A 23,438-nucleotide genomic window follows, 5' to 3' on the forward strand; every position below is an offset into this window, starting at 1 on the left:
CGATGGCGCCGGTAACGGCGCTAAACGACTTCCAGCCGAACCTTGTGCTGGTTCAACAACTGCACCAACGCTGGCACCGGCTGTTGATCGGTTACCAAACAGTCCACCAGGCTGATCGGCCCCAAACGAATCATGGCATTGCGCCCGAACTTGCTCGAGTCGGCGGCCAAAATCACCTGGCGTGCATTGGCAATGATCGCCTGGGAAACCCGCACTTCCTGATAATCAAAGTCGAGCAAGCTGCCGTCTTCATCGATGCCGCTGATGCCTACCAGTGCAAAGTCGACCTTGAACTGGTTGATGAAATCGACGCTCGCCTGACCGACCACACCGCCGTCACGGCGCACATTGCCGCCGGTCAACAGCACATCGAAGTCGTCCTTGGCACTGAGCATGGTGGCGACGTTGAGGTTGTTGGTGATGATTTTCAGGTGATTGTGATTGAGCAGCGCGCGCGCGATCGATTCGGTGGTGGTGCCGATATTGATGAACAGAGAGGCATGATCAGGAATTTGTGCGGCAATGGCTTCGCCGATGCGTTGTTTCTCATCGCGCATCTGGTCGGCACGCATGGCGTACGCGGTGTTCTCGACACTGGAGTCATAGGCCGCGCCGCCGTGGTAGCGGCGCAGCAGATTGGCGTCCGCCAGTTGGTTGATATCGCGGCGGATGGTTTGCGGAGTGACAACGAATAGCTGCGCCATCTCCTCGATACTGACATAGCCGCGTTCGCGGACCAGTTCGAGGATTTGTTGCTGGCGGGGAGGCAGATTCATGGGGCGTCCTTTGGGCTGCCATACAAAAGTGGCCCATGATGACGCAGCACGCCGCTCCCCGCCAGTTACAACCCTATGTGGGTCCGGCGCTTGGCTTATTCAGCGCCTTCGTGCGGTTCCCAATCGCGGGTACGGCTCACCGCTTTCTGCCAGCCGGCGTAGAGTTTTTCTTTGGCGGCTTCGTCCAGCGTGGGTTCGAACTCGCGCTCGATCACCGCCTTGCCGCGCAGCTCATCCAGGCTGCCCCAGAAACCACAGGCCAGGCCGGCCAGGTAAGCGGCGCCGAGGGCGGTGGTCTCGCGCATTTGCGGGCGCTCGACCCGAGTGCCGAGAATGTCGGCCTGGAACTGCATCAGGAAGTTGTTGGCGACTGCGCCGCCGTCCACACGCAGGGCTTTGAGGCGTTCGCCGGAGTCCTGTTGCATGGCGTCCAATACGTCGCGGGTCTGGTAGGCAATCGACTCCAGGGCTGCACGAATAATGTGATCAACCCGTACGCCACGGGTCAGGCCGAACAGCGCGCCACGCGCATACGGGTCCCAGTACGGAGCGCCCAGACCGGTAAAGGCCGGGACCAGATACACGCCGTTGCTGTCTTTGACCTTGCCGGCGAAGTATTCGGTGTCGGTAGCATCGGCGATGATTTTCAGCTCGTCACGCAGCCACTGTACGGTGGAACCGCCGTTGAATACCGCGCCTTCCAGGGCGTAGGCCACTTCGCCGCGGGGGCCGCAGGCGATGGTGGTGAGCATGCCGTGTTGGGATTTGACGGCTTTGTCGCCGGTGTTCATCAGCAGGAAGCAGCCGGTGCCGTAGGTGTTCTTGGCCTGACCCGCTTCTACGCACATCTGGCCGAACAGGGCCGCTTGCTGGTCACCGGCGATGCCGCCGATGGCGATGCCGCTTTTGGTGCGGCCGTAGATTTCCGAAGACGATTTGACTTCCGGCAGCATTTCGCGCGGCACGTCGAGAATCTCCAGCATCTTCGCATCCCACTCCAGGGTGTGGATGTTGAAGAGCATGGTGCGCGAGGCGTTGGTGTAGTCGGTAACGTGGGTTTTACCGCCGGTAAATTTCCAGATCAGCCAGCTGTCGATGGTGCCAAACAGCAGCTCGCCATTGCGCGCACGCTCACGGCTGCCTTCGACGTTGTCGAGGATCCACTTGAGCTTGGTGCCGGAGAAGTACGGGTCGGTGACCAGGCCGGTGGTGTCGTTGATGTATTGCTCGTGGCCGTCGCGCTTGAGCTGCTGGCAGATCTCGGTGCTGCGCCGGCATTGCCAGACGATCGCGTTGTAGATCGGGCGGCCGGTGATCTTGTCCCAGACCACGGTGGTTTCACGCTGGTTGGTGATACCGATGGCAGCGACCTGGTCATGGTGAAGGCCGGCTTGTGCCAGGGCCTCGACCATCACCGCGCTTTGGGTGGCGAAAATTTCCATCGGGTCATGCTCGACCCAGCCGGCTTGCGGGTAATGCTGGGTGAACTCGCGCTGGGCGGTGCAGACCACGTTGGCGTCACGGTCAAAGATGATCGCCCGCGAACTGGTGGTGCCCTGATCAAGGGCAATGATGTAGTTCTTATTCTGAATGTCGGTCATGTCGATTGCCTTGGACGGAAAATAAGAGAGTAAGGAATCAGCCTGGGCCGCAAAGGGGCAGTGGGACCAGGCTGGCGCTATCAGGAAATACGCGTCTTGCCGTTGACAGCCGTGTCAGGTGTTTCATCTATAGCAGGTGCGGCGCTCGGCAGATGGCGGGCAATCAGCCCGCGATAGGCCGCAGCACCGAGGCAGGCGCCGACAATCGGCGCGAAAATCGGAACCAGGAAGTAAGGGATATCGCGGCCCCCGGTAAAGGCAATTTCACCCCAGCCGGCGAAAAAGGTCATCAGCTTGGGCCCGAAATCCCGCGCCGGGTTCATCGCAAAGCCGGTCAGTGGGCCCATGGCACTGCCAATCACGGCGATCAGCAGACCGATCAGCAGCGGGGCCAACGGGCCGCGTGGCAGGCCGTTGTTGTCGTCGGTAAGGGCCATGATCACGCCCATCAGGATGGCGGTGATGACCATTTCCACCAGAAATGCCTGGGCTGTGCTCAGCAGGGCATGCGGGTAGGTGGAGAACACCGACGCCAGCTCCAGGCTGGCCTGGGAGCCGCGAACCATGTGGTGGGTTTGTTCGTAATCGAAAAAGAGATTGCTGTACAGCGTGTACACCAGCGCGGCGGAGCAAAAGGCGCCGGCGACCTGGGCAAGGATATAGAAGGGCAGTTTGCGCTTTTCGAAATCGGCAAAAATGCACAGGGCGATACTCACCGCCGGATTGAGGTGAGCCCCGGAAATACCGGCGCTCAGGTAGATCGCCATGCTGACGCCGACCCCCCAGATGATACTGATTTCCCACAACCCAAAGCTGGCACCCGCGACCTTGAGCGCAGCGACGCATCCTGTACCGAAGAAGATCAGAAGCGCAGTCCCCAGGAATTCGGCCATGCATTGGCTCGAAAGTGAAGGCTGTTGAAGAGCAGTTGTCATGGCAAACCTCGATTGTTGTTCTTGTTTGGCGCGCGGCCTCAACGGGCTGTTGCGCGATTTTCACCGTGGCGAGGATCCCCATCCAGGCCATGGCTTGTTGCTGGAGTACCGCAGGTGCTATTCCTACAGTATTCGGAAACGAAAAAATATAGACAAGAATGACGGCTGTCAAAGGTCGAAAGTGAACCATTGGTCATTTTCGAACTATTGGTCTGATGAATGATCACGCTTGCGTCTACCAGTACGCCTCGCGGGAGTGGCGCACTAGAGCGTTTTGCTCAGGCTTGGCCTAGAATTGGCCCTCTGTTTTCCACGCCCGGAGTAGCCATGACCCCCGCACTGGACCTGTTGAAAAAAGTTCGTGCCGAACATCATATCCACAGTTACGAACATGATCCCAAGGCAGCCTCCTATGGGCTGGAGGCTGCGGAAAAGTTGGGGCTCGACCCCGCGCAGGTGTTCAAGACCTTGCTGGCCAGCAGTGAGAAAGGGGAATTGTTGGTGGCGGTGGTGCCGGTCGTCGGAAGTCTGGATTTAAAGGCGCTCGCCCATGCAGCTGGGGTGAAAAAGGTCGAAATGGCCGACCCTGCAGCGGCGCAACGCTCCACCGGTTACCTGTTGGGCGGCATCAGCCCGTTGGGACAGAAGAAGCGTTTGCGCACATTTATCGACGTGACGGCGCAGCCGTTCGCTACGATTTTTGTCAGTGCCGGGAGGCGGGGATTGGAAGTTGAACTGCCGGCGACGGTGTTGGCTGAGCATACCCAGGCCACATTTGCGCCGATTGGCCGGGCCTGAATTTCACTGTTGAAGAGCAGACGCCACTGTGGGCGTCGGGCTTGCCCGCGATGCAAGCGCCTCGGTCTTTCAGTCAGACCGAGGTGATGCTGTCGCCGGCAAGCCAGCTCCCACGGACGCCCGCTTCCACCTGTTGAGTCAGTTTCGTCAGTTAACGGGGCTGTCACGCCTTACTCCGGATTCGGACTGCGCAACCTGCGCCGCAACGCTGCCTGACGCCTGGAACAACACCAGATGTTCAGCCGCCACACGAATCCCTACATCCGCACCCACTTGATGATCCGCATGGCTTGGGAAAATCGACTCCAACTGTGCACCGGTCGGCAATTGCAGGCGGTACAAGGTCGAGGCACCAAGGAACGTCTTGCCGACAATCCGCGCTTTCAACGCGCTGTCCGGTGCATAAACGATGTCATCCGGGCGCAGCAATACATCCACCGCGCCGCCCGTGGGCCACGTGTAGGCACGGTTACCGCGCAGGTCGCCGAGTTCGGTGCTGACCGATTCCGGCGAACTCAACTGGCCACGGATGAAATAACCCTGGCCGATAAAGCTCGCGACATAGGGCGTCTGCGGTTCGTGATAGAGGTTGTAGGGCGTGTCCCACTGCTCAAGGCGGCCTTCTTTGAACACGCCGACCTGATCGCTCACGGCGAAGGCTTCTTCCTGATCATGGGTGACCAGAATCGCACTGGTGCCGCGCGCCTTGAGAATGTCGCGCACCTCGTGGCTGAGCTTGCGCCGCAGTTCGCCGTCGAGGTTGGAGAACGGCTCATCGAGCAGCAACAGTTGCGGCTCCGGCGCCAGGGCGCGGGCGAGGGCGACGCGTTGTTGCTGACCGCCGGAAAGCTCGTGGGGAAAACGCTTGCCCAGGTTCTTCAGGTTGACCAGTTCGAGCAACTCGGCAACCACGCGGTCTTTTTGTGGGTGTTTGCGAATACCGAAGGCGATGTTGTCGGCCACGCTCAAGTGCGGGAACAGTGCGTAGTCCTGGAACACCATGCCGATCCGGCGTTTCTCCGGCGCGAGGGTGAAGCCGGCATTGGAGATCACGTCGCCGGCCAGGCTGATTTCACCTTCGTGCACCGGTTCAAACCCGGCAATCGCGCGCAAGGTCGTGGTTTTGCCGCAACCGGATGAGCCGAGCAGGCAGCCGATGTCGCCGGCGTTGAGGTGCAGGTTGAGGTTCTGCACCACGCGTTGGTCTTGATAGCCGCATGCCAGATTGCGCAGGTTCAGCAGTAATGGCTGGCTCATGCGTGGTGGTACGACGGCGGGACAAGAAATTCAAGCAACGCTTTCTGGGCGTGCAAGCGGTTTTCGGCCTGGTCCCACGCGACCGAACGCTCATCGTCGAGCAGGTCAAGGCTGATTTCTTCGCCACGGTGGGCGGGCAGGCAGTGCATGAACAGCACGTCCGGTGCGGCCAGGTCGAGCAGGGCGCGGGTCACTTGGTACGGTGCGAACAGGGCCAGGCGCTTGGCGGTTTCCTCTTCCTGGCCCATGGAGGTCCACACGTCGGTGCTCACCAGATGCGCGCCGATCACCGCGTCACGCGGGTCGCGCACGACGGTGACACGGTCGCCGGCTTGAGCCAGGAAACGTGCATCAGGCTCGTAGCCTTCCGGGCAGGCAACGCGCAGCTGGAAGTCGAACTGGATCGCCGCTTCTATATAGCTGTTGCACATGTTGTTGCCGTCGCCGATCCAGGCCACGGTCTTGCCCTGAATCGAACCGCGGTGCTCAAGGAAGGTTTGCATGTCGGCCAGCAACTGGCAGGGGTGCAGGTCATCGGACAGGCCGTTGATCACCGGTACCCGAGAGTTGGCGGAAAATTCGGTCACGGTGCTGTGCGCGAAGGTACGGATCATCACCGCATCGAGCATGCGCGACATTACGCGGGCAGCGTCGGCAATCGGCTCGCCGCGGCCCAGTTGGGTATCGCGCGAAGACAGAAAGATGGCTTGGCCACCCAGCTGGATCATGCCGGCTTCGAACGACACGCGGGTGCGGGTCGACGACTTCTCGAAAATCATCCCTAGCACACGGTTTTTCAAAGGCTCAAACAGTACGCCGCGGTTACGCAGGTCTTTAAGCTCAATGCCTCGACGGATCACGCTGACCAGCTCTTCGGGCGTGCAATCCATCAGGGAGAGAAAGTGCCTTGCGCTCATCATTAACTACCTTTTTGCAACAGACCGCAGATACTCAAAGCCTTGTTTATTGTGACAACGGGCGAGACCTGCGGCGAAAGCCGCACGGGGCGACGAAATGGGGGAAGGCGCGATCTTATAATTAAATGTCGCGTCTTACCAATAGGGCTACGGTTTTTAAGGGTGTTCAAGAAGGGCGCTGAAGCGCTTTTGAAGACTGATTCCTGACAGCAGCGGGCCATTTGTACACTGGCGCTGAGATCTTTTGCAATGCGTGGGGGCGGGCGCAGGCCAGGCTGCGTCGGTTTCGGTGGCTCTTCGCAAGGTTTTGAAACATTTGCTCATGGTCTGGCCTGATGCCTCTCGATTCACGGGGCGAACCTTACTGGTGCGCGCTCAGGTGAGGGGCCATAGTTAGGCCAAAGCCCAATAAAGAGACTGGCCATGACCAAGACTCTCCACCACCGTGCCTGCCATCTGTGTGAAGCCATCTGCGGCCTGACCCTGGAAACCACCCAGGCCGACGACGGCAGCCTGGCGATCACCTCGATCAAGGGTGACCCGCTGGACACCTTCAGCCGTGGGCACATCTGCCCCAAGGCCGTGGCGTTGCAGGACATCCAGAACGACCCGGACCGCCTGCACCAGCCCATGTTACGTGTGGGCAGCGAATGGCAGCCGATCCCATGGGACGAGGCGTTCACGCTGGTCGCTGAGCGCCTGGCGGGCATCCAGGCCCGGCACGGGCAGAATGCAGTGGCGGTGTATCAGGGCAACCCCAGCGTGCACAACTATGGGTTGATGACCCACAGCAACTACTTCCTTGGGCAGCTCAAGACGCGCAATCGGTTTTCCGCGACCTCGGTGGACCAGCTGCCACATCACCTCACCAGTCATCTCATGTACGGCCACGGCCTGCTGCTGCCGATTCCGGATATCGATCACACCGATTTCATGCTGATCCTGGGCGGCAACCCGCTGGCGTCCAACGGCAGCATCATGACCGTGCCTGACGTAGAGAAGCGCCTCAAGGCCATCCAGGCGCGGGGCGGCAGTGTGGTGGTGGTTGATCCACGCCGCAGCGAGACGGCGGCGATCGCCGATCAGCATCTGTTCGTACGCCCTGGAGGCGATGCGGCGCTGTTGTTCGGCTTACTCAACACCTTGTTTACCGAGAACCTGACGCGTGAAAGCCACTTGCCGGTCGAAGGCCTTGAAGACGTGCGCCGCGCGATTGCCGGGTTCACCGCTGAAGCCATGAGCCGCCAATGCGCAGTGCCTGCCGAACAGATCCGCCAGCTGGCGCGGGACTTTGCCGCAGCGGACAAGGCGGTGTGTTACGGGCGCATGGGCGTGTCCACCCAGGCCTTCGGTACGCTGTGCCATTGGCTGGTGCAATTGATCAATCTGGTGACCGGCAATCTGGACCGTGTCGGCGGCGCCTTGTGCAGCTCGCCGGCCGTGGACCTGGTGGCGTCAACCGGTGGCGGGCATTTCAATCGCTGGCAGAGTCGCGTGTCCGGACGCCCGGAATATGGCGGTGAGTTGCCGGTGTCCGCCTTGGCCGAAGAAATGCTCACCGAAGGCGAAGGCCAGATCCGCGCCTTGGTGACCGTGGCCGGCAACCCGGTGTTGTCCACGCCAAATGGTCGCCAGTTGGAGCAGGCACTGGACGGGCTTGAGTTTATGGTCAGCATCGACCTCTATATCAACGAGACCACGCGATACGCCGACCTGATCCTGCCGTCCACGTCGGCGCTGGAAAACGATCACTACGACACCACCTTCAATATGTTCGCCGTGCGCAACGTCACTCGGTTCAACCGCGCGATCCTGCCCAAGCCCGCAGGCGCGCTGCACGACTGGGAAATCTTTGTCGGCCTGGCCAAGGCCTTTGCGGCGCAGACAGGCGTGGCGCTCAAACCGACCATGGCGCCGGCGCAGATGATTGACTTTGGTTTGCGTGCCGGGGCTTACGGTGATGCCTCTGATCACAAGCTGTCGGTGGCGATGCTGGCGGACCATCCGCACGGCGTGGACCTAGGGCCGCTCAAGCCCAATCTCGCCACGCGCTTGAAGACTGCCAACGGCCAGGTGCAGGCGGCGCCGGCGGTGATCCTTGCTGATTTGGTGCGGTTCGCGGCGCACCCTGTGCCGGTGGTGGACGAACTCCTGCTGATCGGCCGTCGTCATGTGCGCAGCAATAACTCGTGGATGCATAACTATCACCGTCTGGTGAAGGGCAAGCCTCGGCACCAGTTGCATATGCACCCTGATGACTTGGCCAGTCGGCAATTGCGCGATGGTCAGCGGGTGCGCGTCAGTTCGCGCATCGGCATGATCGAAGTGGAGGTGGTGGCCAGCCTGGACATGATGCCCGGCGTGGTCAGCCTGCCCCATGGCTGGGGGCATGGACGCCCAGGCGTGCAGATGAGCATCGCCAGCGGGCAGCCGGGGGCGAGTGCGAATGACCTCACCGACGAGCGGCAGTTGGACGAGTTATCCGGCAACGCCGCGCTCAACGGTGTGCCGGTGCAGGTGGCGGCTGCCTGAGGCGCCCGACCACCGGGCTGGAATTTTGCGTTACAATGCGCCACCGTGCCGACCCGTGAGTCGCAAAGTTCCAGCCGAGGTGTTCCATGGATATCATCGAAACGATCAAAGAGCAGATTGCCAACAACACCATTCTGCTTTACATGAAGGGCGCGCCAAACGCTCCTCAGTGCGGTTTCTCCGCGAAGGCTTCCCAGGCCATCATGCAGTGCGGCGAGAAATTCGCCTACGTGGATATCCTGCAAAACCCTGAAATCCGCGCCAACCTGCCGAAGTACGCCAACTGGCCAACGTTCCCACAACTGTGGGTAGCCGGTGAGCTGGTCGGCGGCAGCGACATCATCACTGAGATGGCTGCGGATGGTTCTCTGCAAGCGCTGATCAAAGAAGCCGCGGCAAACGCCGCCGCCAAGACCGACGCGTAATCCTGCAGGCGCCGGCGAGCCGGCGTCTGCAATGCGTCAGTCAATAAAAAGCCCCGCTTCTCGAAAGAGAGCGGGGCTTTTTTATGGCCTGTTGACTACGGGTTATTCACCCATCTGCGATTGCAGGTAGTTTTCCAGACTGACTTTGTCGATCAGGCCCAGCTGGGTTTCCAGCCAGTCGATATGTTCTTCCTGGTCTTCCAGAATGTCTTCGAGCAGTTCACGGCTGCCGAAGTCGCCCTTGGTTTCGCAGTGTGCAATGGCGGCCTTGAGGTCGCTGTGGCTTTTCTGTTCGAACTTCAGGTCGCTGATGATCATTTCCTGGGTGTGCTCGCCGATGTTCAGCTTGCCCAGGTCCTGCACGTTCGGCAGGCCTTCCAGGAACAGGATGCGCTTGATCAGCGCGTCCGCGTCTTTCATGGCCTTGATGGATTCTTTGTATTCGCGCTTGCCGAGCTTTTCCAGGCCCCAATCGTCATACATGCGTGCATGCAGAAAGTACTGATTAATCGCGACCAGTTCATTGGCAAGGATTTTATTGAGTTGCTGGATGACTGAGATGTCGCCTTTCATGACTGGGGTCCTGCCCTGTAATAGCTGTATATAAGGCGGAGTTTGAGCGGCGAAATCCCTAGTGTCAAACCTAAGTTATTGAATAATAAATGAAAATTAATCGGAATAAGAATGTTTGTGTTCCGCGTCTTGACGCTAACTAATTGAATTGCGGGCATAAAAAAACCGGACACTAAGTCCGGTTCTTCAAAACACGCTATTTAAGCGTGTGTAAATTCTGCTGAGTAGGGCAGCGCTGACTGAGCGGTTTGCAGCTGCGTCAGGGTTTCCCGTACCACTTGCTTGGCGAGGCAAGCACATTTACCGCACTGGCTGGCAACGCCGGTGGTTTCACGTACTTCCTTGTAGCTGCAGCAACCTTCGTAGATTGCTTCGCGGATTTGTCCGTCGGTGACGCCAGTGCAGAGGCAGACATACATAAGGGAGAACCATCGCGGGTTAAGGCTTAAGTGCGATGGATCTTAATGTTAACGAGAATGATTGTCAAAGTAGATTCGTAGGGTATTGCCCTGGCCTGGCCGCCCACTGACGAACGGTTTTTTCAGTGTATGATGGTCGGTCTTCACGAAGCGTGACTGCGTCACAGGGCTGTCGCTTATCTGCGCCAGACTTGGGCCGGTCCTTTTACTTCAATCGTCACCCCTGCATCAGGAGATAACCAATGAGCGTACTCGTCGGCAAACAAGCCCCGGATTTCGACGTACCTGCCGTCCTCGGCAATGGCGAAATCGTAGACAGCTTCAAACTGTCTGAAGCCATCAAAGGCAAATACGGCCTGGTGTTCTTCTACCCGCTGGACTTCACCTTCGTCTGCCCGTCGGAGCTGATCGCTCTGGACCACCGCATGGACGATTTCAAGGCGCGCAACGTTGAAGTGGTAGCCGTTTCCATCGACTCCCATTTCACTCACAACGCCTGGCGTAACACCGCCATCAATGATGGCGGCATCGGCAAAGTCAAATACACCATGGCTGCCGACATGAAGCACGACATCGCCAAGGCCTACGACGTTGAATCCGAAGGCGGCGTGGCTTTCCGTGGCGCGTTCCTGATCGACGACAAGGGCGTTGTGCGCTCGCAGATCATCAACGACCTGCCGCTGGGCCGTAACATGGAAGAGCTGATCCGTCTGGTCGACGCGCTGCAATTCCACGAAGAGCACGGTGAAGTTTGCCCTGCCAACTGGAAAAAAGGCGACAAAGGCATGACCGCTTCCACCGAAGGTGTTGCGGCTTACCTGACCGAGAACGCTGGCAAGCTGTAAGCCACGTTCGAAGCAAAAAAACCGGCCTGAGAAGGCCGGTTTTTTTATGCACGGGAAATGGCCCTGTGGCGACGGGTGTTCAGTGGCTGGAGGGCTGTTGTGGCGAGTGGGTATGTTGTGGTGAGCGGGCTTGTCGTGGCGAGCGGGCTTGCCCCGCGTTGGGCTGCGCAGCAGCCCCAATTAGACCGCCGCGATTCATCTGGCGAACCGCGTTGCCTGGTTCTGGGGCCGCTGCGCAGCCCTACGCGGGGCGAGCCCGCTCGCCACAGTAAGCCCGCTCGCCACAACAAGCCCGTTCGCCACAACAGCGCTCGGGCAAACCTCAGTCGTTGAAGTCTTCCCAGCCGCCCATCTGCTTCCAGCGGTTGACGATGCCGCAGAACAGCTCGGCCGTCTTCTCGGTGTCGTAGCGAGCCGAGTGGGCTTCACGCCCGTCAAAGTCGATACCGGCTGCCTGACAGGCTTTCGCCAGTACGGTCTGGCCATACGCCAGGCCCGCGAGGGTAGCAGTGTCGAAGCTGGAGAACGGGTGAAACGGGTTGCGCTTCATGTCCAACCGCGTCACGGCGGCATTCAGGAAGCCCAAGTCGAAGCTGCTGTTGTGGCCGACCAGGATCGCGCGTTTGCAGCCATTGGCCTTCAACGCCTTGCGCACACCACGGAAGATATCGGTCAGCGCCGCTTCTTCACTCACCGCCATGCGCAGCGGGTGGTCGAGCTTGATCCCGGTGAACTCCAAAGCGGCTGCTTCAATGTTCGCGCCTTCGAACGGCTCGACACGAAAGAAGTGGGTGTGCTCCGGAAACACGAAACCCTGCTCGTCCATGCCGATGGTGGTTGCGGCAATTTCCAGCAAGGCGTCGGTAGCGCAGTTGAAGCCGCCGGTTTCTACATCGATGACCACCGGCAGATAGCCGCGAAACCGCTCGGCCATCGGGTGACGGGAACCGCCGCCACTGTGCTCGTGTTCGTCATCGTAATGGTCTTCACTCACTTGCTTTCCTCCAGCAGGCGCCAGCGCAGTGTTTCACCGGCGCGCAGCGGGATAACAGTCAGCTCGCCAAACGGTAGGCTGGCAGGGGCGGTCCAGTCTTCACGAACCAGGGTAATGCGGTCGGTATTCGCCGGCAGGCCGTAGAAACGCGGGCCATTGAGGCTGGCGAAGCCTTCAAGCTTGTCCAGGGCATTGCGCTGTTCGAACGCTTCGGCGTACAGCTCGATCGCCGCATACGCGGTGTAGCAACCGGCACAGCCACACGCGGCTTCTTTGGCGTGTTGGGCATGCGGCGCGGAGTCGGTGCCGAGGAAGAACTTCGGGCTGCCGCTGGTGGCGGCGTCCAGCAAGGCCACTTGGTGAGTGTTGCGCTTGAGGATCGGCAGGCAATAGAAGTGCGGCCGAATCCCGCCCACCAGCATGTGGTTGCGGTTGTAGAGCAGGTGATGCGCGGTGATGGTCGCACCGACATTGGCCGAAGCCTCGGTCACAAACTGCACGGCGTCGGCGGTGGTGATGTGTTCAAACACCACTTTCAGCGTCGGGAACAGCTCGACCACACGGCGCATATGCTCGTCGATGAAGATCTTCTCGCGATCAAACACGTCGACATCGCCACGGGTGACTTCACCGTGAATCAGCAGCGGCATACCGACTTCAGCCATGGCTTCGATGGCCGGCAGGATCTTGTCGATACTGGTCACGCCGGAGTCGGAGTTGGTGGTCGCGCCGGCTGGGTACAGCTTGGCGGCGTGCACGAAACCAGTCGCTTTGGCGGCGCGAATTTCGTCAGGCTGGGTACGGTCAGTGAGGTAAAGCACCATCAGCGGTTCGAAGCGGCTGCCGGCCGGCCGTGCAGCGAGGATGCGCTGGCGATAGGCGTCGGCTTCAGCGGCATTACGCACCGGAGGTACCAGGTTAGGCATGATGATGGCGCGGCCAAACGTGCGCGCAACATCGGCCACAGTTTGGGGTAACGCAGCACCATCGCGAAGATGAATATGCCAGTCGTCGGGACGCAGCAGGGTCAGGCGGTCGGACATTGGGGATTCCAGGCGGGTCAATCTGGTGGGAATGCTACCGGAAAAGACTCTTGCAGGCACTCGCTATCAAGTTTTGCAGGACGCTACCGATATCCCTGGGTATGCCTTAACGACGTATGACGCTTTGAAGTGTTGTAGAAACCAGTGGAGCCTCCCGTGCGCCAGCATTATCTAGCCCTGCTCAGTGTGTTCGCCAGCCTGCCTGCGATGGCCCTCACGTTCCAGACACGTCTGGAGAATATTGAGTGGAAGGTGGAAGGCGATCAGTTCGAGTGCCGACTCACCCAACCGATCACCGATTTCGGCTCGGGCGAGTTCGTGCGCCGGGCCGGCGAGCAAGCGACGTTTCGCCTGAAAGCCTACAACGGCGCGCTGGGTGCGGGCTCGGCGACCTTGTTGGCCGCCGCTGCGCCCTGGCAGCCGGGCCGTGGTGACATCAACCTTGGTGCCGTGCGTGTCGGCAGTGGCGACGTATTGTTCAACAGCTCCCAGGCCCAGGCCGGGCGGCTGTTCACCGGTTTGCTGGAAGGGCGTAGCCCGACCGTGCGGCATTACGGGCGCGAGGGCGGCTACTCGGAAATTCGTCTGTTGCCGGTCAAGTTCAACAAGGCCTTCAACGACTATCAACTGTGCACCACCAAGCTGTTGCCGATGAATTACGACCAGGTCAAACAGACCGAAGTCGGCTTCCCAGGTGGCGGTATTGAACTGGACGCGGCCGCGAAGAAGAAGCTGGACGTGATTCTGGCGTTCATGAAAGCCGACCCTACCGTCAACCATATCGAGTTGAATGGCCATTCGGACAACAGCGGCAATCGCCTGACCAACCGTGACGTCTCGCGCCGTCGAGCCCTGGCAGTCACAGACTACTTCAAGGCCAATGGCATCCCCGAATCACAGATCACCATGCGTTTTCACGGTGAAAGCTACCCACTGGCGCCCAACACCAATGCCGCCAACCGGGCGCGCAATCGCCGCGTGAATATCCAGCTGGAACGCGTGGCAGCCCCCGAGAAACCGGCGCCCCAGGCCACCGCACCGAGCAACCCGGCACACACGTCTTAAGGTGCGACCCTTGGTCGCCCGTTCGACATAATCTGTCGCTTTATCTTCATTTGCTGTCGCGCCTCTGTAAATTCACGGTTTTGGTCGGTAGAATCGACGCCTTTCCGTACAACCCCGTGGAGTGATGGCATGGCCGACGTAAACAAGGTCGTTCTCGCGTATTCCGGCGGCCTGGACACTTCGGTGATCCTCAAGTGGCTGCAGGATACTTATAACTGTGAAGTGGTGACCTTCACCGCTGACCTGGGTCAGGGCGAAGAGGTCGAACCTGCACGTGCCAAGGCGCAAGCCATGGGCGTGAAAGAGATCTACATTGACGACCTGCGCGAAGAATTCGTCCGCGATTTCGTCTTCCCGATGTTTCGCGCCAACACTGTCTACGAAGGCGAGTACCTGCTGGGTACTTCCATCGCACGTCCGCTGATCGCCAAACGCCTGATCGAAATTGCCAACGAAACCGGCGCCGACGCCATTTCCCATGGCGCGACCGGCAAGGGCAACGATCAGGTGCGCTTCGAACTGGGCGCCTACGCGCTCAAACCAGGCGTGAAAGTGATTGCTCCGTGGCGTGAGTGGGACCTTTTGTCCCGTGAAAAGCTGATGGATTACGCTGAAAAGCACGCGATCCCGATCGAGCGTCATGGCAAGAAGAAGTCCCCGTACTCGATGGACGCCAACTTGCTGCACATCTCCTATGAAGGCGGCGTGCTGGAAGACACCTGGACCGAGCACGAAGAAGACATGTGGAAATGGACCGTCTCCCCGGAGAACGCTCCTGACAAGCCGCAATACCTGGAACTGACCTACCGCAACGGCGACATCGTCGCGCTGGACGGCGTCGAAATGACTCCGGCCACCGTGCTGGCGACCCTGAACCGTATCGGTGGCGAACACGGTATCGGCCGTCTCGACATCGTCGAGAACCGTTACGTGGGCATGAAGTCCCGTGGCTGCTACGAAACCCCAGGCGGCACCATCATGCTGCGCGCTCACCGCGCCATCGAGTCCATCACCCTGGACCGTGAAGTGGCTCACCTCAAAGACGAGCTGATGCCCAAGTACGCCAGCCTGATCTACACCGGCTACTGGTGGAGCCCTGAGCGTCTGATGCTGCAACAGATGATCGACGCCTCCCAGGCCCACGTGAATGGCGTTGTGCGCCTGAAGCTGTACAAGGGCAACGTGATCGTCACCGGCCGCAAGTCCGATGAGTCGCTGTTCGACGCCAACATTGCTACCTTCGAAGAAGACGGCGGCGCCTACAACCAGGCGGATGCTGCGGGCTTCATCAAGTTGAACGCACTGCGCATGCGCATTGCTGCCAACAAGGGTCGCAAGCTGTTCTGAGTGATCTGCGCTGTTAAAAATGGCCCCTGTTAAGGGGCCATTTTTTTTGCCTGCCCATTAAGTCGCGAGCCTTGAACCGAACACAATGTTTAAAAACTCAGGGGAATGTTTAAGTTTTGTCGGATATGAAAGTTGATGGGTTTATTTTTTCAGGTCGAATTCAACTTTTGCGTTGTTGAATGAATTTTTAACACCTGCCTAGGAACTATCTCTTACAGAAAATTCACTACACAAGTAAGAAAAGTATGTAAGACGCGGAAAGTTCTGTAGGAAACAGGGGTGTAAATGAATATGTTCAAAGGAACTAATGCAGGCAGGTTTTTTGCGTCTGCTCATTCGCTTGTGGGTGATGATCAATGGGTATTTCCTGAAAATCCTGTGCGGCACGTTTACCTTGAAGCCCTTGCGCGGCGGTTATTTCACTCAAAACATGTCAGCCCCCGGAAAGGTCTGAAAGGCTCCATAAAGCCCAAACTGTCCGAGTTAATGTTTTTTTGTAGGTTAATTCCTATATCGCTGTGGGGTGGGTCTCTGCTTGCTGTTGCTTGGGGGGTAATGCTATGCCAACTAGGAAACGACTACGCTATTGTGCTTGCTCTAAATAATTCGAACAGCGAAATTGGACTTTCTCATGAATAAAGTGCTGATCGTGGATGATCATCCCGTCATTCGTCTTGCTGTGCGCATGCTAATGGAGCGTCATGGTTATGAAGTCGTTGCCGAGACTGATAACGGTGTCGATGCGTTGCAACTTGCACGGGAACATGTACCGGACATTGTCATACTGGATATCGGGATTCCCAAACTCGATGGGCTGGAAGTTATTTGCCGCCTGGCGTCTGCCAAGCAGCCCGCGCCTTTCAAGGTGTTGGTGCTGACGTCCCAGGCGCCCGGGCATTTTTCCATGCGCTGCATGCAGGCGGGAGCGGCGGGCTACGTGTGCAAGCAGCAGGACCTGACCGAGTTGCTGAGCGCGATAAAGGCCGTGCTCTCCGGCTACAGCTATTTCCCCAACCAGGCGCTCAACTCCGTGCGTTCAACCATGGGCAACGCCAGCGAAGCGGACATGGTGGAGCGCTTGTCGGGGCGCGAAATGATGGTGCTGCAGCAGTTGGCCCGTGGCAAAACCAACAAGGAAATCGCCGACGGCATGTTCCTGAGCAACAAGACCGTCAGTACCTACAAGACTCGCCTGTTGCTCAAGCTCAATGCCCGGTCCCTGGTGGACCTGATCGAGTTGGCTCAACGCAACGGCCTGGTCTAGCGCGGGGCGCAGAAATAGTCGGCAAAAAAAAGCCTCCATCAGGGAGGCTTCCGGTCGTGAACGGGCTGATCAGAGGTCGAAATCGTAATCGGCCAGTTGTTTTTGCAAGCGTCGCTCTTCCAGAAGGTTATCGATAGTGCGGCGTTTGCTCAAATTGGTCTTGGCCACCTCTACAACAGGTGCGTCCCCATCGTCATCCGACTCTGCAACAAGGTCGTCTTCTACATCCAGTTGTTCTTTGCCAGTGCTCATAAGGTTCACTCCAGGCTAAGACTGCCATTGGCGCTCCTTATAACGATAATCCATGAACGGGTAAAAAAGATTTTTTCAATCGACTGATCGAGAAAACCAATGATCGCTCAATCGTCGGACGTCTTGTCCTTGTATTCGCACAGGTCTTCGATACGGCAGCTCCCGCAGCGAGGCTTGCGGGCCTGGCAGACGTAACGTCCATGAAGGATCAACCAGTGGTGGGAATCGAGAAGGTAGGGCTTGGGCACGAACTTCATCAGCTGTTTTTCCACCTCAACGACGTTTTTGCCGCGAGCGATGCCGGTTCGGTTGCTGACACGAAAAATATGCGTGTCCACCGCCATGGTCAGTTGCCGGAACGCCGTGTTGAGCACCACGTTGGCCGTCTTGCGACCCACGCCCGGCAGCGCTTCCAGGGCTTCGCGAGTCTGTGGCACTTCGCTGCCATGCAGCTCGACGAGCAGGCGGCAGGTCTCGATGACATTCTTGGCCTTGCTGTTGTACAAACCGATGGTCTTGATGTACTCCGACAACCCGTCCACACCCAGTGCGTAAATAGTCTCCGGCGTATTGGCCACCGGGTACAGCTTGGCTGTGGCCTTGTTGACGCCAACGTCCGTGGATTGGGCCGACAGAATCACCGCAATCAGCAACTCGAATGGCGACGAGTAGGCCAGTTCGGTTTTGGGCTCAGGATTGTCTTCGTGAAACCTGCGGAAAATTTCCAGGCGTTTTGCGGCGTTCATGGGGCGGGTGTTTCCTTGCAGGCTGTCGTTGTGGTTTCAAAAGTGCAGGCGTTGCAGGATAAACCATCGTCACTCTGCCCGGCAGCGGCTGTCGCGGATCAATCGCCGGTATGTGCGTCCACTTGGCGCTGCGCTTGCTCCAACGTGTGTTGTGCGGCTTTCAGCTCATCCGCGGTGGTGTGCGGTTGGCGTTGCAACCTGCTGACGTCTGCGCGCGCGTACGCCAAGGCAGTTTTAAGCTGGCGCAGTTGAGTGTCGATGGGGCGTTTTTCCACACGCTGCAACTCAGGTCTTGGCTGTTCACTGACAGCCTCGGCGTCATGCAGGGTTTGCTCTGCGGTGGCCAGCGCGGCACTCAAGGTTGCCAATTGCTGCTCGTCAGCATTACGGTCCTGGGCCTTCTTCAATTCGGCACGGCGCATCGCCAGCTGGATTTTCGCACGCTTGAGTTCAGGGTCTTTGGCGGTCGGCGGTGGAGGTGGACTGTTCGCCTCCAGTGCGCTGAGCGCCTGCTCTGCCGCTTCGAACTGTTGCTGCAGGACGATCAGCTGCGACTGTTGCTCAAACGTCGGCGGATGACCAAATGCCTTCAAGGATTTATGCAACTGGGCGCGACTCATCGCCACGGTGATTTTGGCTTTCTTGACCGCTGCATCCTGGGCTGCCTGAGCACTGTCGGTGTGCGCAGGCACACTCGGCGTCGGACGTTTGGCTCGCGCCAGGCGTTCGGCGAGTTTATGTGCATCCTCGCGTTGCAGCCGCGCGTTGCGTTGCTCATAGCGCCGCCGCGCCCGGTCGCGCTTGAGGGCACGCGCATGGCGCTGCTGATCATTGGCATCCAGGCCGCCAACAATCGGCAGCACGCTCGTGGCTGGACGCATCTCAATGCAATCGACAGGGCAGGGCGCCACACACAGGTCGCACCCGGTGCACTCATCAATGATCACGGTGTGCATCAACTTGGCGGCGCCGACAATCGCATCCACCGGGCACGCCTGGATGCATTTGGTGCAGCCGATGCACTCGGCCTCGCGAATATAGGCGACCTGGGCGGGGGCCTCGCCTCGGCTGGTGTCCAGTTCCAGCACCGGCACGCGCAGCAACTGCGCAAGGCCGGCGATGGTTTCCTGCCCACCGGGCGGGCACTTGTTGATTGCCTCGCCCTGAGCGATGCCCTCGGCGTAAGGCTTGCAGCCCGGGTGCCCGCATTTGCCGCATTGGGTCTGCGGCAGCAGCGCGTCGATACGTTGGATCAGGGTCATGGGGTGATCATTGGCATGCCGGTTAGACAAACAGGGCCTGTAGGGGTGAGCCCGCTGGTTGTGGGTGTCGGCTTTTTTGTGGCGAGCGGGCTTGCCCCGCGTTGGGCTGCGAAGCGGCCCCACCAAGGCCACCGGGTTTCCACAGGTAGAACCGGGTGTTTGGTTTAGGGGCCGCTACGCGCCCCAACGCGGGGCAAGCCCGCTCGCCACAATAAGGCTGCTCGCCAAATCGTTTACTTGATCCGTTGACCCGGTTTGGCACCGCTATCAGGGCTCAACAGGTAGATCTCTTCACCGCCAGGGCCCGCCGCCATCACCATGCCTTCGGAAATACCGAACTTCATTTTCCGTGGCTTGAGGTTGGCAATCATCATGGTCAGGCGACCATCGAGCTTGGACGGGTCAGGGTAAGCGCTCTTGATCCCGGAGAACACGTTGCGTTGCTCATCACCGATGTCCAGGGTCAGGCGCAGCAGCTTGTCGGCACCTTCCACGGCTTCGGCCTTGATGATCAGCGCAACGCGCAGGTCAACGGCGGCAAAAGCATTGAAGTCGATTTCCGGGGAGAGCGGGTCTTTGGCCAACTCGCCATTGCCGGCCGGTGCCGATTCGCCGGTGTCGGTCTGGCTGGCGACCAGGTCTTCTTTCGAAGCATCGGTCATCGCCTGCACGTTGACGGGGTCGATACGGGTCATCAGCGGCTTGAACTCGTTCAACTGATGGTTGCTGAGCAAGGTGGCGTGGTCATTCCAGGTCAGTGGCGCGACGTTGAGGAACGCCTCGGCGTCAGCGGCCAGCAATGGCAACACCGGCTTGAGGAAGATCACCAGCTGGCGGAACAGGTTGACGCCCGTGGCGCAGATCGCCTGCACTTCAGCTTGCTTGCCTTCCTGCTTGTTCAGCGACCACGGCGCCTTTTCGGCGATCCAGGCGTTGGCACGGTCGGCCAGGCCCATGATTTCGCGCATGGCGCGGGCGAAGTCACGCGCTTCATAGGCGTCGGCAATGCTTGGCGCGGCGGCCAGGAAGGCCTCGGTCAGTTCCGGTGCGGCGTTCTCGGCCACCAACAAACCGCCATTACCCTTATGGATAAACCCGGCGCAACGGCTGGCGATGTTGACGACTTTGCCCACCAGGTCAGAGTTGACCTTCTGTACGAAGTCTTCCAGGTTCAGGTCGAGGTCGTCGACGCCACGGCCCAGCTTGGAGGCGTAGTAGTAGCGCAGGTATTCCGGCGACAGGTGGTCCAGGTAAGTGCGCGCCTTGATAAAGGTGCCACGGGACTTGGACATCTTCTGGCCGTTGACCGTCAGGTAACCGTGCACGGCGATGCCGGTTGGTTTGCGGTAGCCCGACCCTTCAAGCATCGCCGGCCAGAACAGGGCGTGGAAGTTGACGATGTCCTTGCCGATGAAGTGATACAGCTCGGCGGTGGAATCCTTGGCCCAGAACGCATCGAAGTCCAGCTCCGGCGTGCGGTCGCACAGGTTCTTGAAGCTGGCCATGTAACCGATTGGCGCGTCCAGCCACACATAGAAGTACTTGCCCGGCTCGTCCGGGATCTCGAAGCCGAAGTACGGCGCATCGCGGGAGATGTCCCACTGCTGCAGGCCGGCATCCAGCCATTCGGCGATCTTGTTGGCCACGGCGTCTTGCAGGGTGCCGCTGCGCGTCCAGGTTTGCAGCATCTGCTGGAAGTCCGGGAGCTTGAAGAAGAAGTGCTGGGAATCCTTGAGCACCGGAATGGCGCCAGAGATGGCCGAGCGCGGGTTCTTCAGGTCAGTCGGTGCATAAGTGGCACCGCACTTCTCGCAGTTGTCGCCGTACTGGTCTTCAGTGCCGCATTTCGGGCAGGTGCCCTTGATGAAGCGGTCGGCCAGGAACATTTTCTTTTCCGGGTCGAAATATTGCGTGATCGAACGCGTGGCAATGTGCCCGGCGTCGCGCAAGCGCGTGTAGATCAGGCTCGACAGCTCGCGGTTTTCGTCGGAGTGGGTCGAGTGGAAATTATCGAAATCAACCAGGAACTCGGCAAAGTCGGCGCTGTGTTCAGCCTGCACATTGGCGATCAGTTGTTCCGGGGTGATCCCTTCCTTTTCGGCGCGCAACATGATGGCCGATCCGTGGGCGTCGTCTGCGCAGACATAAATGCATTGATTGCCGCGATGCTTCTGGAAGCGCACCCACATATCGGTCTGGATGTACTCAAGCATATGGCCAAGATGGATAGAACCATTGGCATAGGGCAGGGCGCTGGTGACGAGGATCTTGCGTGGCTCGGACATGGGGCTCGGCTACTTGATGAAACGGAGGTCGGCCACTATAAAGCGCCGGGAAATATATTTCACCCCGTGGCGCTGTTTCTGAATCTTCCCGGGGCGCGAAAGCATGCCGCTTGGCGGCTGGAACGGTTAGGATAGCCGCCTGTTTCAGTCAGTCTTTTTTCGGGAGTAGCCCATGAGCGCCGTCAATCGCGCAGCGGTGGAAGCCGTTCTTCGCCAATACACCGACCCCTATTTGAACCAGGACCCGGTCAGCGCCGGCTGCGTACGCGCCATCGATGTGCAGGGCGACCAGGTCTCGGTCCAGATGGAGCTGGGTTATGCCGCCGGCCTTTTCAAGAGCGGTTGGGCGCAGATGCTGCAAATGGCCATCGAGGGTCTCGACGGTGTGCGTTCGGCCAAGGTCGACATCCAGTGCGTGATCGCCGCGCACAAGGCCCAGGCGCAGATTCCGGGTTTGGCCAACGTCAAGAACGTGGTCGCCGTGGCATCCGGCAAGGGCGGCGTGGGCAAATCCACCACGGCCGCCAACCTCGCCCTGGCGCTGGCCCGCGAGGGAGCCCGCGTTGGCATTCTCGACGCCGACATTTATGGCCCAAGCCAAGGCGTGATGTTCGGTATCGCCGAAGGCATCCGGCCCAAGGTCAAGGATCAGAAGTGGTTCGTGCCGATTGAATCGATGGGCGTCGAGGTCATGTCCATGGCCTTCCTCACCGATGACAACACGCCGATGGTGTGGCGCGGGCCGATGGTGTCCGGCGCCTTGCTGCAATTGGTCACCCAGACCGCCTGGGGCGACCTGGATTACCTGGTGATCGACATGCCGCCAGGCACCGGCGACATTCAACTGACCCTGGCGCAGAAAGTCCCGGTGGCCGGCTCGGTGATCGTGACCACGCCGCAGGATCTGGCGCTGCTGGATGCGAGAAAAGGCGTCGAGATGTTCCGCAAGGTCAACATCCCGGTGCTGGGCGTCGTGGAAAACATGGCGGTGCACATCTGCTCCAACTGCGGGCATGCTGAGCACCTTTTCGGCGAAGGCGGCGGTGAGAAGCTGGCGACCCAGTATGGTGTTGAGCTGTTGGCGTCGTTGCCGCTGGCGATGGAGATTCGTGAACAGGCTGACGGCGGCAAACCCACCGTGGCGGCTGAGCCCGATGGGCAGATCGCTATGATCTATCAGGAGTTGGCCCGTCATGTAGGCGCGCGCATCGTCCTGCAGGAAGCGGCTGCGCCGGCAATGCCGACGATTACGGTCAGCGACGACTGATCAGCCTGAAGGAAAAGAAGCCTCGACAGTGTCGGGGCTTTTTCTTGTCCGCAGGAAGGTCAACCGGGTGCTGTTGCGCTTTTACGCATTTGCGCGTGTAAGCATTCGCTTACTTTTTCGTAAGTGTTTGGGTTTTTTACCGGGCGTGGACATCTCGAAATGGCGAGAGACTTTTCTATCTTGTTGAAATATAACAATTATTTATTGTCGTTTTAGCGATGAAGCTCTTCAACCCAACCGTTGGATCCCGTTGAACTTCCCTTGGAACTCTCTAACATCAGCCCTGTGTCCACGGATTGACACAGCCATCAAGGAACGATGGTTGAAGGAACGTCGCAGGATGCGATTCATCAGGATGATGAAAAAGGAATACAGGGACTAGGGAAAAAATGTGGGCGGGTCATACCGCCCCTTTTTTTTGCCTGTAGAAAAGTAAAACCCGCCCCGCAGAAACGCAAAAAGGCCCGCAAGGGGCCTTTTTTATTGGGCGACGGCGCTTTAGCGCTCGAGGTCTGCAATCTTGCCCTTTTTGCCATCCCACTCCGCGGCATCCGGCATCGGATCCTTGCGTTCGGTGATATTCGGCCAGATTTCCGCCAATTCGACGTTCAACTGAATGAATTCCTGCATCTCTGCCGGGACTTCGTCCTCGGAGAAAATAGCGACGGCCGGGCATTCTGGTTCACACAGGGCGCAGTCGATGCACTCATCCGGATGGATAACCAGGAAGTTCGGGCCTTCGTAGAAGCAGTCCACCGGACACACTTCGACGCAGTCGGTGTACTTGCACTTGATGCAGTTGTCGGTAACGACGAAGGTCATTTCTAATTCTCTC

At 59.1% G+C, this 23,438-nt stretch carries 23 protein-coding genes; 9 read left to right on the top strand and 14 right to left on the bottom strand.

Features of this window, described 5'->3' with window-relative positions; genetic code table 11:
• Nucleotides 1–20: 20 nt before the first annotated feature.
• The 3 genes from ABWL43_RS05745 to ABWL43_RS05755 all read right to left on the bottom strand — a co-directional run bounded on the left by ABWL43_RS05745 (nt 21) and on the right by ABWL43_RS05755 (nt 3,312).
• Entirely contained in the window at nt 21–776 is a 756-nt protein-coding gene (locus ABWL43_RS05745; protein WP_010212755.1) for a DeoR/GlpR family transcriptional regulator, read from the bottom strand.
• 95 nt (nt 777–871) lie between these two features.
• Complete coding sequence (glpK, locus tag ABWL43_RS05750; RefSeq protein ID WP_242194415.1) at nt 872–2,377, bottom strand: glycerol kinase GlpK; 1,506 nt, start codon at nt 2,375–2,377, stop codon at nt 872–874.
• Nucleotides 2,378–2,457: 80 nt separating this feature from the next.
• Complete coding sequence (locus ABWL43_RS05755) at nt 2,458–3,312, bottom strand: MIP/aquaporin family protein (protein ID WP_145161555.1); 855 nt, start codon at nt 3,310–3,312, stop codon at nt 2,458–2,460.
• Between the two features lie 327 nt (nt 3,313–3,639).
• Between ABWL43_RS05755 and ybaK the strand changes: the two genes are divergently transcribed.
• Entirely contained in the window at nt 3,640–4,110 is a 471-nt protein-coding gene (gene ybaK, locus ABWL43_RS05760; RefSeq protein ID WP_106577272.1) for a Cys-tRNA(Pro) deacylase, read from the top strand.
• A 147-nt stretch (nt 4,111–4,257) separates the two neighbouring features.
• Here ybaK and ABWL43_RS05765 read toward each other — a convergent pair whose 3' ends face one another.
• Both ABWL43_RS05765 and argF read right to left on the bottom strand, forming a co-directional pair.
• On the bottom strand, nt 4,258–5,367 hold the full coding sequence (locus ABWL43_RS05765) for an ABC transporter ATP-binding protein (protein ID WP_404487106.1): 1,110 nt from the start codon (nt 5,365–5,367) through the stop codon (nt 4,258–4,260).
• Nucleotides 5,364–6,284: an ornithine carbamoyltransferase gene (gene argF / locus ABWL43_RS05770; protein ID WP_145161561.1), complete on the bottom strand. Its 921-nt coding sequence runs from the start codon at nt 6,282–6,284 to the stop codon at nt 5,364–5,366. The genes ABWL43_RS05765 and argF overlap by 4 nt, the downstream gene beginning before the upstream one ends.
• Before the next feature lie 423 nt (nt 6,285–6,707).
• Between argF and ABWL43_RS05775 the strand changes: the two genes are divergently transcribed.
• Both ABWL43_RS05775 and grxD read left to right on the top strand, forming a co-directional pair.
• A complete protein-coding gene (locus tag ABWL43_RS05775) occupies nt 6,708–8,816 on the top strand; it encodes a molybdopterin oxidoreductase family protein (protein ID WP_404487108.1) in 2,109 nt (702 codons plus the stop codon).
• Between the two features lie 86 nt (nt 8,817–8,902).
• Nucleotides 8,903–9,241, top strand: a complete 339-nt coding sequence (grxD, locus tag ABWL43_RS05780) for a Grx4 family monothiol glutaredoxin (RefSeq protein ID WP_106577269.1) — start codon at nt 8,903–8,905, stop codon at nt 9,239–9,241.
• Nucleotides 9,242–9,343: 102 nt separating this feature from the next.
• On the opposite strand, the gene bfr is transcribed toward grxD, so the two are convergent.
• Both bfr and ABWL43_RS05790 read right to left on the bottom strand, forming a co-directional pair.
• A complete protein-coding gene (gene bfr, locus ABWL43_RS05785) occupies nt 9,344–9,814 on the bottom strand; it encodes a bacterioferritin (RefSeq protein WP_106577268.1) in 471 nt (156 codons plus the stop codon).
• 200 nt (nt 9,815–10,014) lie between these two features.
• Nucleotides 10,015–10,233, bottom strand: coding sequence for a bacterioferritin-associated ferredoxin (locus ABWL43_RS05790; protein WP_078047118.1), 219 nt, complete (start codon nt 10,231–10,233; stop codon nt 10,015–10,017).
• Between the two features lie 242 nt (nt 10,234–10,475).
• On the opposite strand from ABWL43_RS05790, the gene ABWL43_RS05795 reads away from it, so the two are divergent.
• Nucleotides 10,476–11,078: a peroxiredoxin gene (locus ABWL43_RS05795; RefSeq protein ID WP_057724790.1), complete on the top strand. Its 603-nt coding sequence runs from the start codon at nt 10,476–10,478 to the stop codon at nt 11,076–11,078.
• Nucleotides 11,079–11,400: 322 nt separating this feature from the next.
• Here ABWL43_RS05795 and rnt read toward each other — a convergent pair whose 3' ends face one another.
• Together rnt and pyrC are read right to left on the bottom strand one after the other, a co-directional pair.
• Nucleotides 11,401–12,072, bottom strand: a complete 672-nt coding sequence (rnt, locus tag ABWL43_RS05800) for a ribonuclease T (protein ID WP_017137041.1) — start codon at nt 12,070–12,072, stop codon at nt 11,401–11,403.
• Nucleotides 12,069–13,115 (bottom strand): dihydroorotase, encoded by a 1,047-nt coding sequence (pyrC, locus tag ABWL43_RS05805; protein WP_262210510.1) that lies wholly within the window; start codon nt 13,113–13,115, stop codon nt 12,069–12,071. Before pyrC ends, rnt begins: the two co-directional genes overlap by 4 nt.
• 156 nt (nt 13,116–13,271) lie before the next feature.
• Here pyrC and ABWL43_RS05810 point away from each other — a divergent pair, with 156 nt between their 5' ends.
• From ABWL43_RS05810 to ABWL43_RS05825, 4 genes are all read left to right on the top strand, one after another.
• Entirely contained in the window at nt 13,272–14,180 is a 909-nt protein-coding gene (locus ABWL43_RS05810) for an OmpA family protein (protein WP_262210508.1), read from the top strand.
• A gap of 129 nt (nt 14,181–14,309) precedes the next feature.
• Complete coding sequence (locus ABWL43_RS05815) at nt 14,310–15,527, top strand: argininosuccinate synthase (RefSeq protein WP_017738284.1); 1,218 nt, start codon at nt 14,310–14,312, stop codon at nt 15,525–15,527.
• Between the two features lie 285 nt (nt 15,528–15,812).
• Nucleotides 15,813–16,166, top strand: a complete 354-nt coding sequence (locus tag ABWL43_RS05820) for a hypothetical protein (protein WP_404487112.1) — start codon at nt 15,813–15,815, stop codon at nt 16,164–16,166.
• A complete protein-coding gene (locus ABWL43_RS05825) occupies nt 16,159–16,791 on the top strand; it encodes a response regulator transcription factor (RefSeq protein ID WP_106577265.1) in 633 nt (210 codons plus the stop codon). The genes ABWL43_RS05820 and ABWL43_RS05825 overlap by 8 nt, the downstream gene beginning before the upstream one ends.
• A gap of 69 nt (nt 16,792–16,860) precedes the next feature.
• On the opposite strand, the gene ABWL43_RS05830 is transcribed toward ABWL43_RS05825, so the two are convergent.
• The 4 genes from ABWL43_RS05830 to metG all read right to left on the bottom strand — a co-directional run bounded on the left by ABWL43_RS05830 (nt 16,861) and on the right by metG (nt 21,336).
• On the bottom strand, nt 16,861–17,043 hold the full coding sequence (locus tag ABWL43_RS05830) for a PA3496 family putative envelope integrity protein (protein ID WP_145161575.1): 183 nt from the start codon (nt 17,041–17,043) through the stop codon (nt 16,861–16,863).
• A 107-nt stretch (nt 17,044–17,150) separates the two neighbouring features.
• Nucleotides 17,151–17,789, bottom strand: a complete 639-nt coding sequence (gene nth, locus ABWL43_RS05835) for an endonuclease III (RefSeq protein ID WP_404487115.1) — start codon at nt 17,787–17,789, stop codon at nt 17,151–17,153.
• A 98-nt stretch (nt 17,790–17,887) separates the two neighbouring features.
• Complete coding sequence (gene rsxB, locus ABWL43_RS05840; protein ID WP_404487117.1) at nt 17,888–19,051, bottom strand: electron transport complex subunit RsxB; 1,164 nt, start codon at nt 19,049–19,051, stop codon at nt 17,888–17,890.
• 233 nt (nt 19,052–19,284) lie between these two features.
• Nucleotides 19,285–21,336: a methionine--tRNA ligase gene (gene metG / locus ABWL43_RS05845; protein ID WP_404487119.1), complete on the bottom strand. Its 2,052-nt coding sequence runs from the start codon at nt 21,334–21,336 to the stop codon at nt 19,285–19,287.
• Nucleotides 21,337–21,508: 172 nt separating this feature from the next.
• Here metG and apbC point away from each other — a divergent pair, with 172 nt between their 5' ends.
• Nucleotides 21,509–22,603 (top strand): iron-sulfur cluster carrier protein ApbC, encoded by a 1,095-nt coding sequence (gene apbC, locus ABWL43_RS05850; RefSeq protein WP_404487121.1) that lies wholly within the window; start codon nt 21,509–21,511, stop codon nt 22,601–22,603.
• A 498-nt stretch (nt 22,604–23,101) separates the two neighbouring features.
• On the opposite strand, the gene fdxA is transcribed toward apbC, so the two are convergent.
• Nucleotides 23,102–23,425 carry a ferredoxin FdxA gene (fdxA, locus tag ABWL43_RS05855; RefSeq protein ID WP_003208688.1) on the bottom strand — a complete coding sequence of 108 codons (324 nt, stop codon included), beginning with the start codon at nt 23,423–23,425 and terminating at the stop codon, nt 23,102–23,104.
• Nucleotides 23,426–23,438: the final 13 nt, after the last annotated feature.

Source organism: Pseudomonas sp. HT11, assembly GCF_044875395.1.
GTDB lineage: Bacteria > Pseudomonadota > Gammaproteobacteria > Pseudomonadales > Pseudomonadaceae > Aquipseudomonas.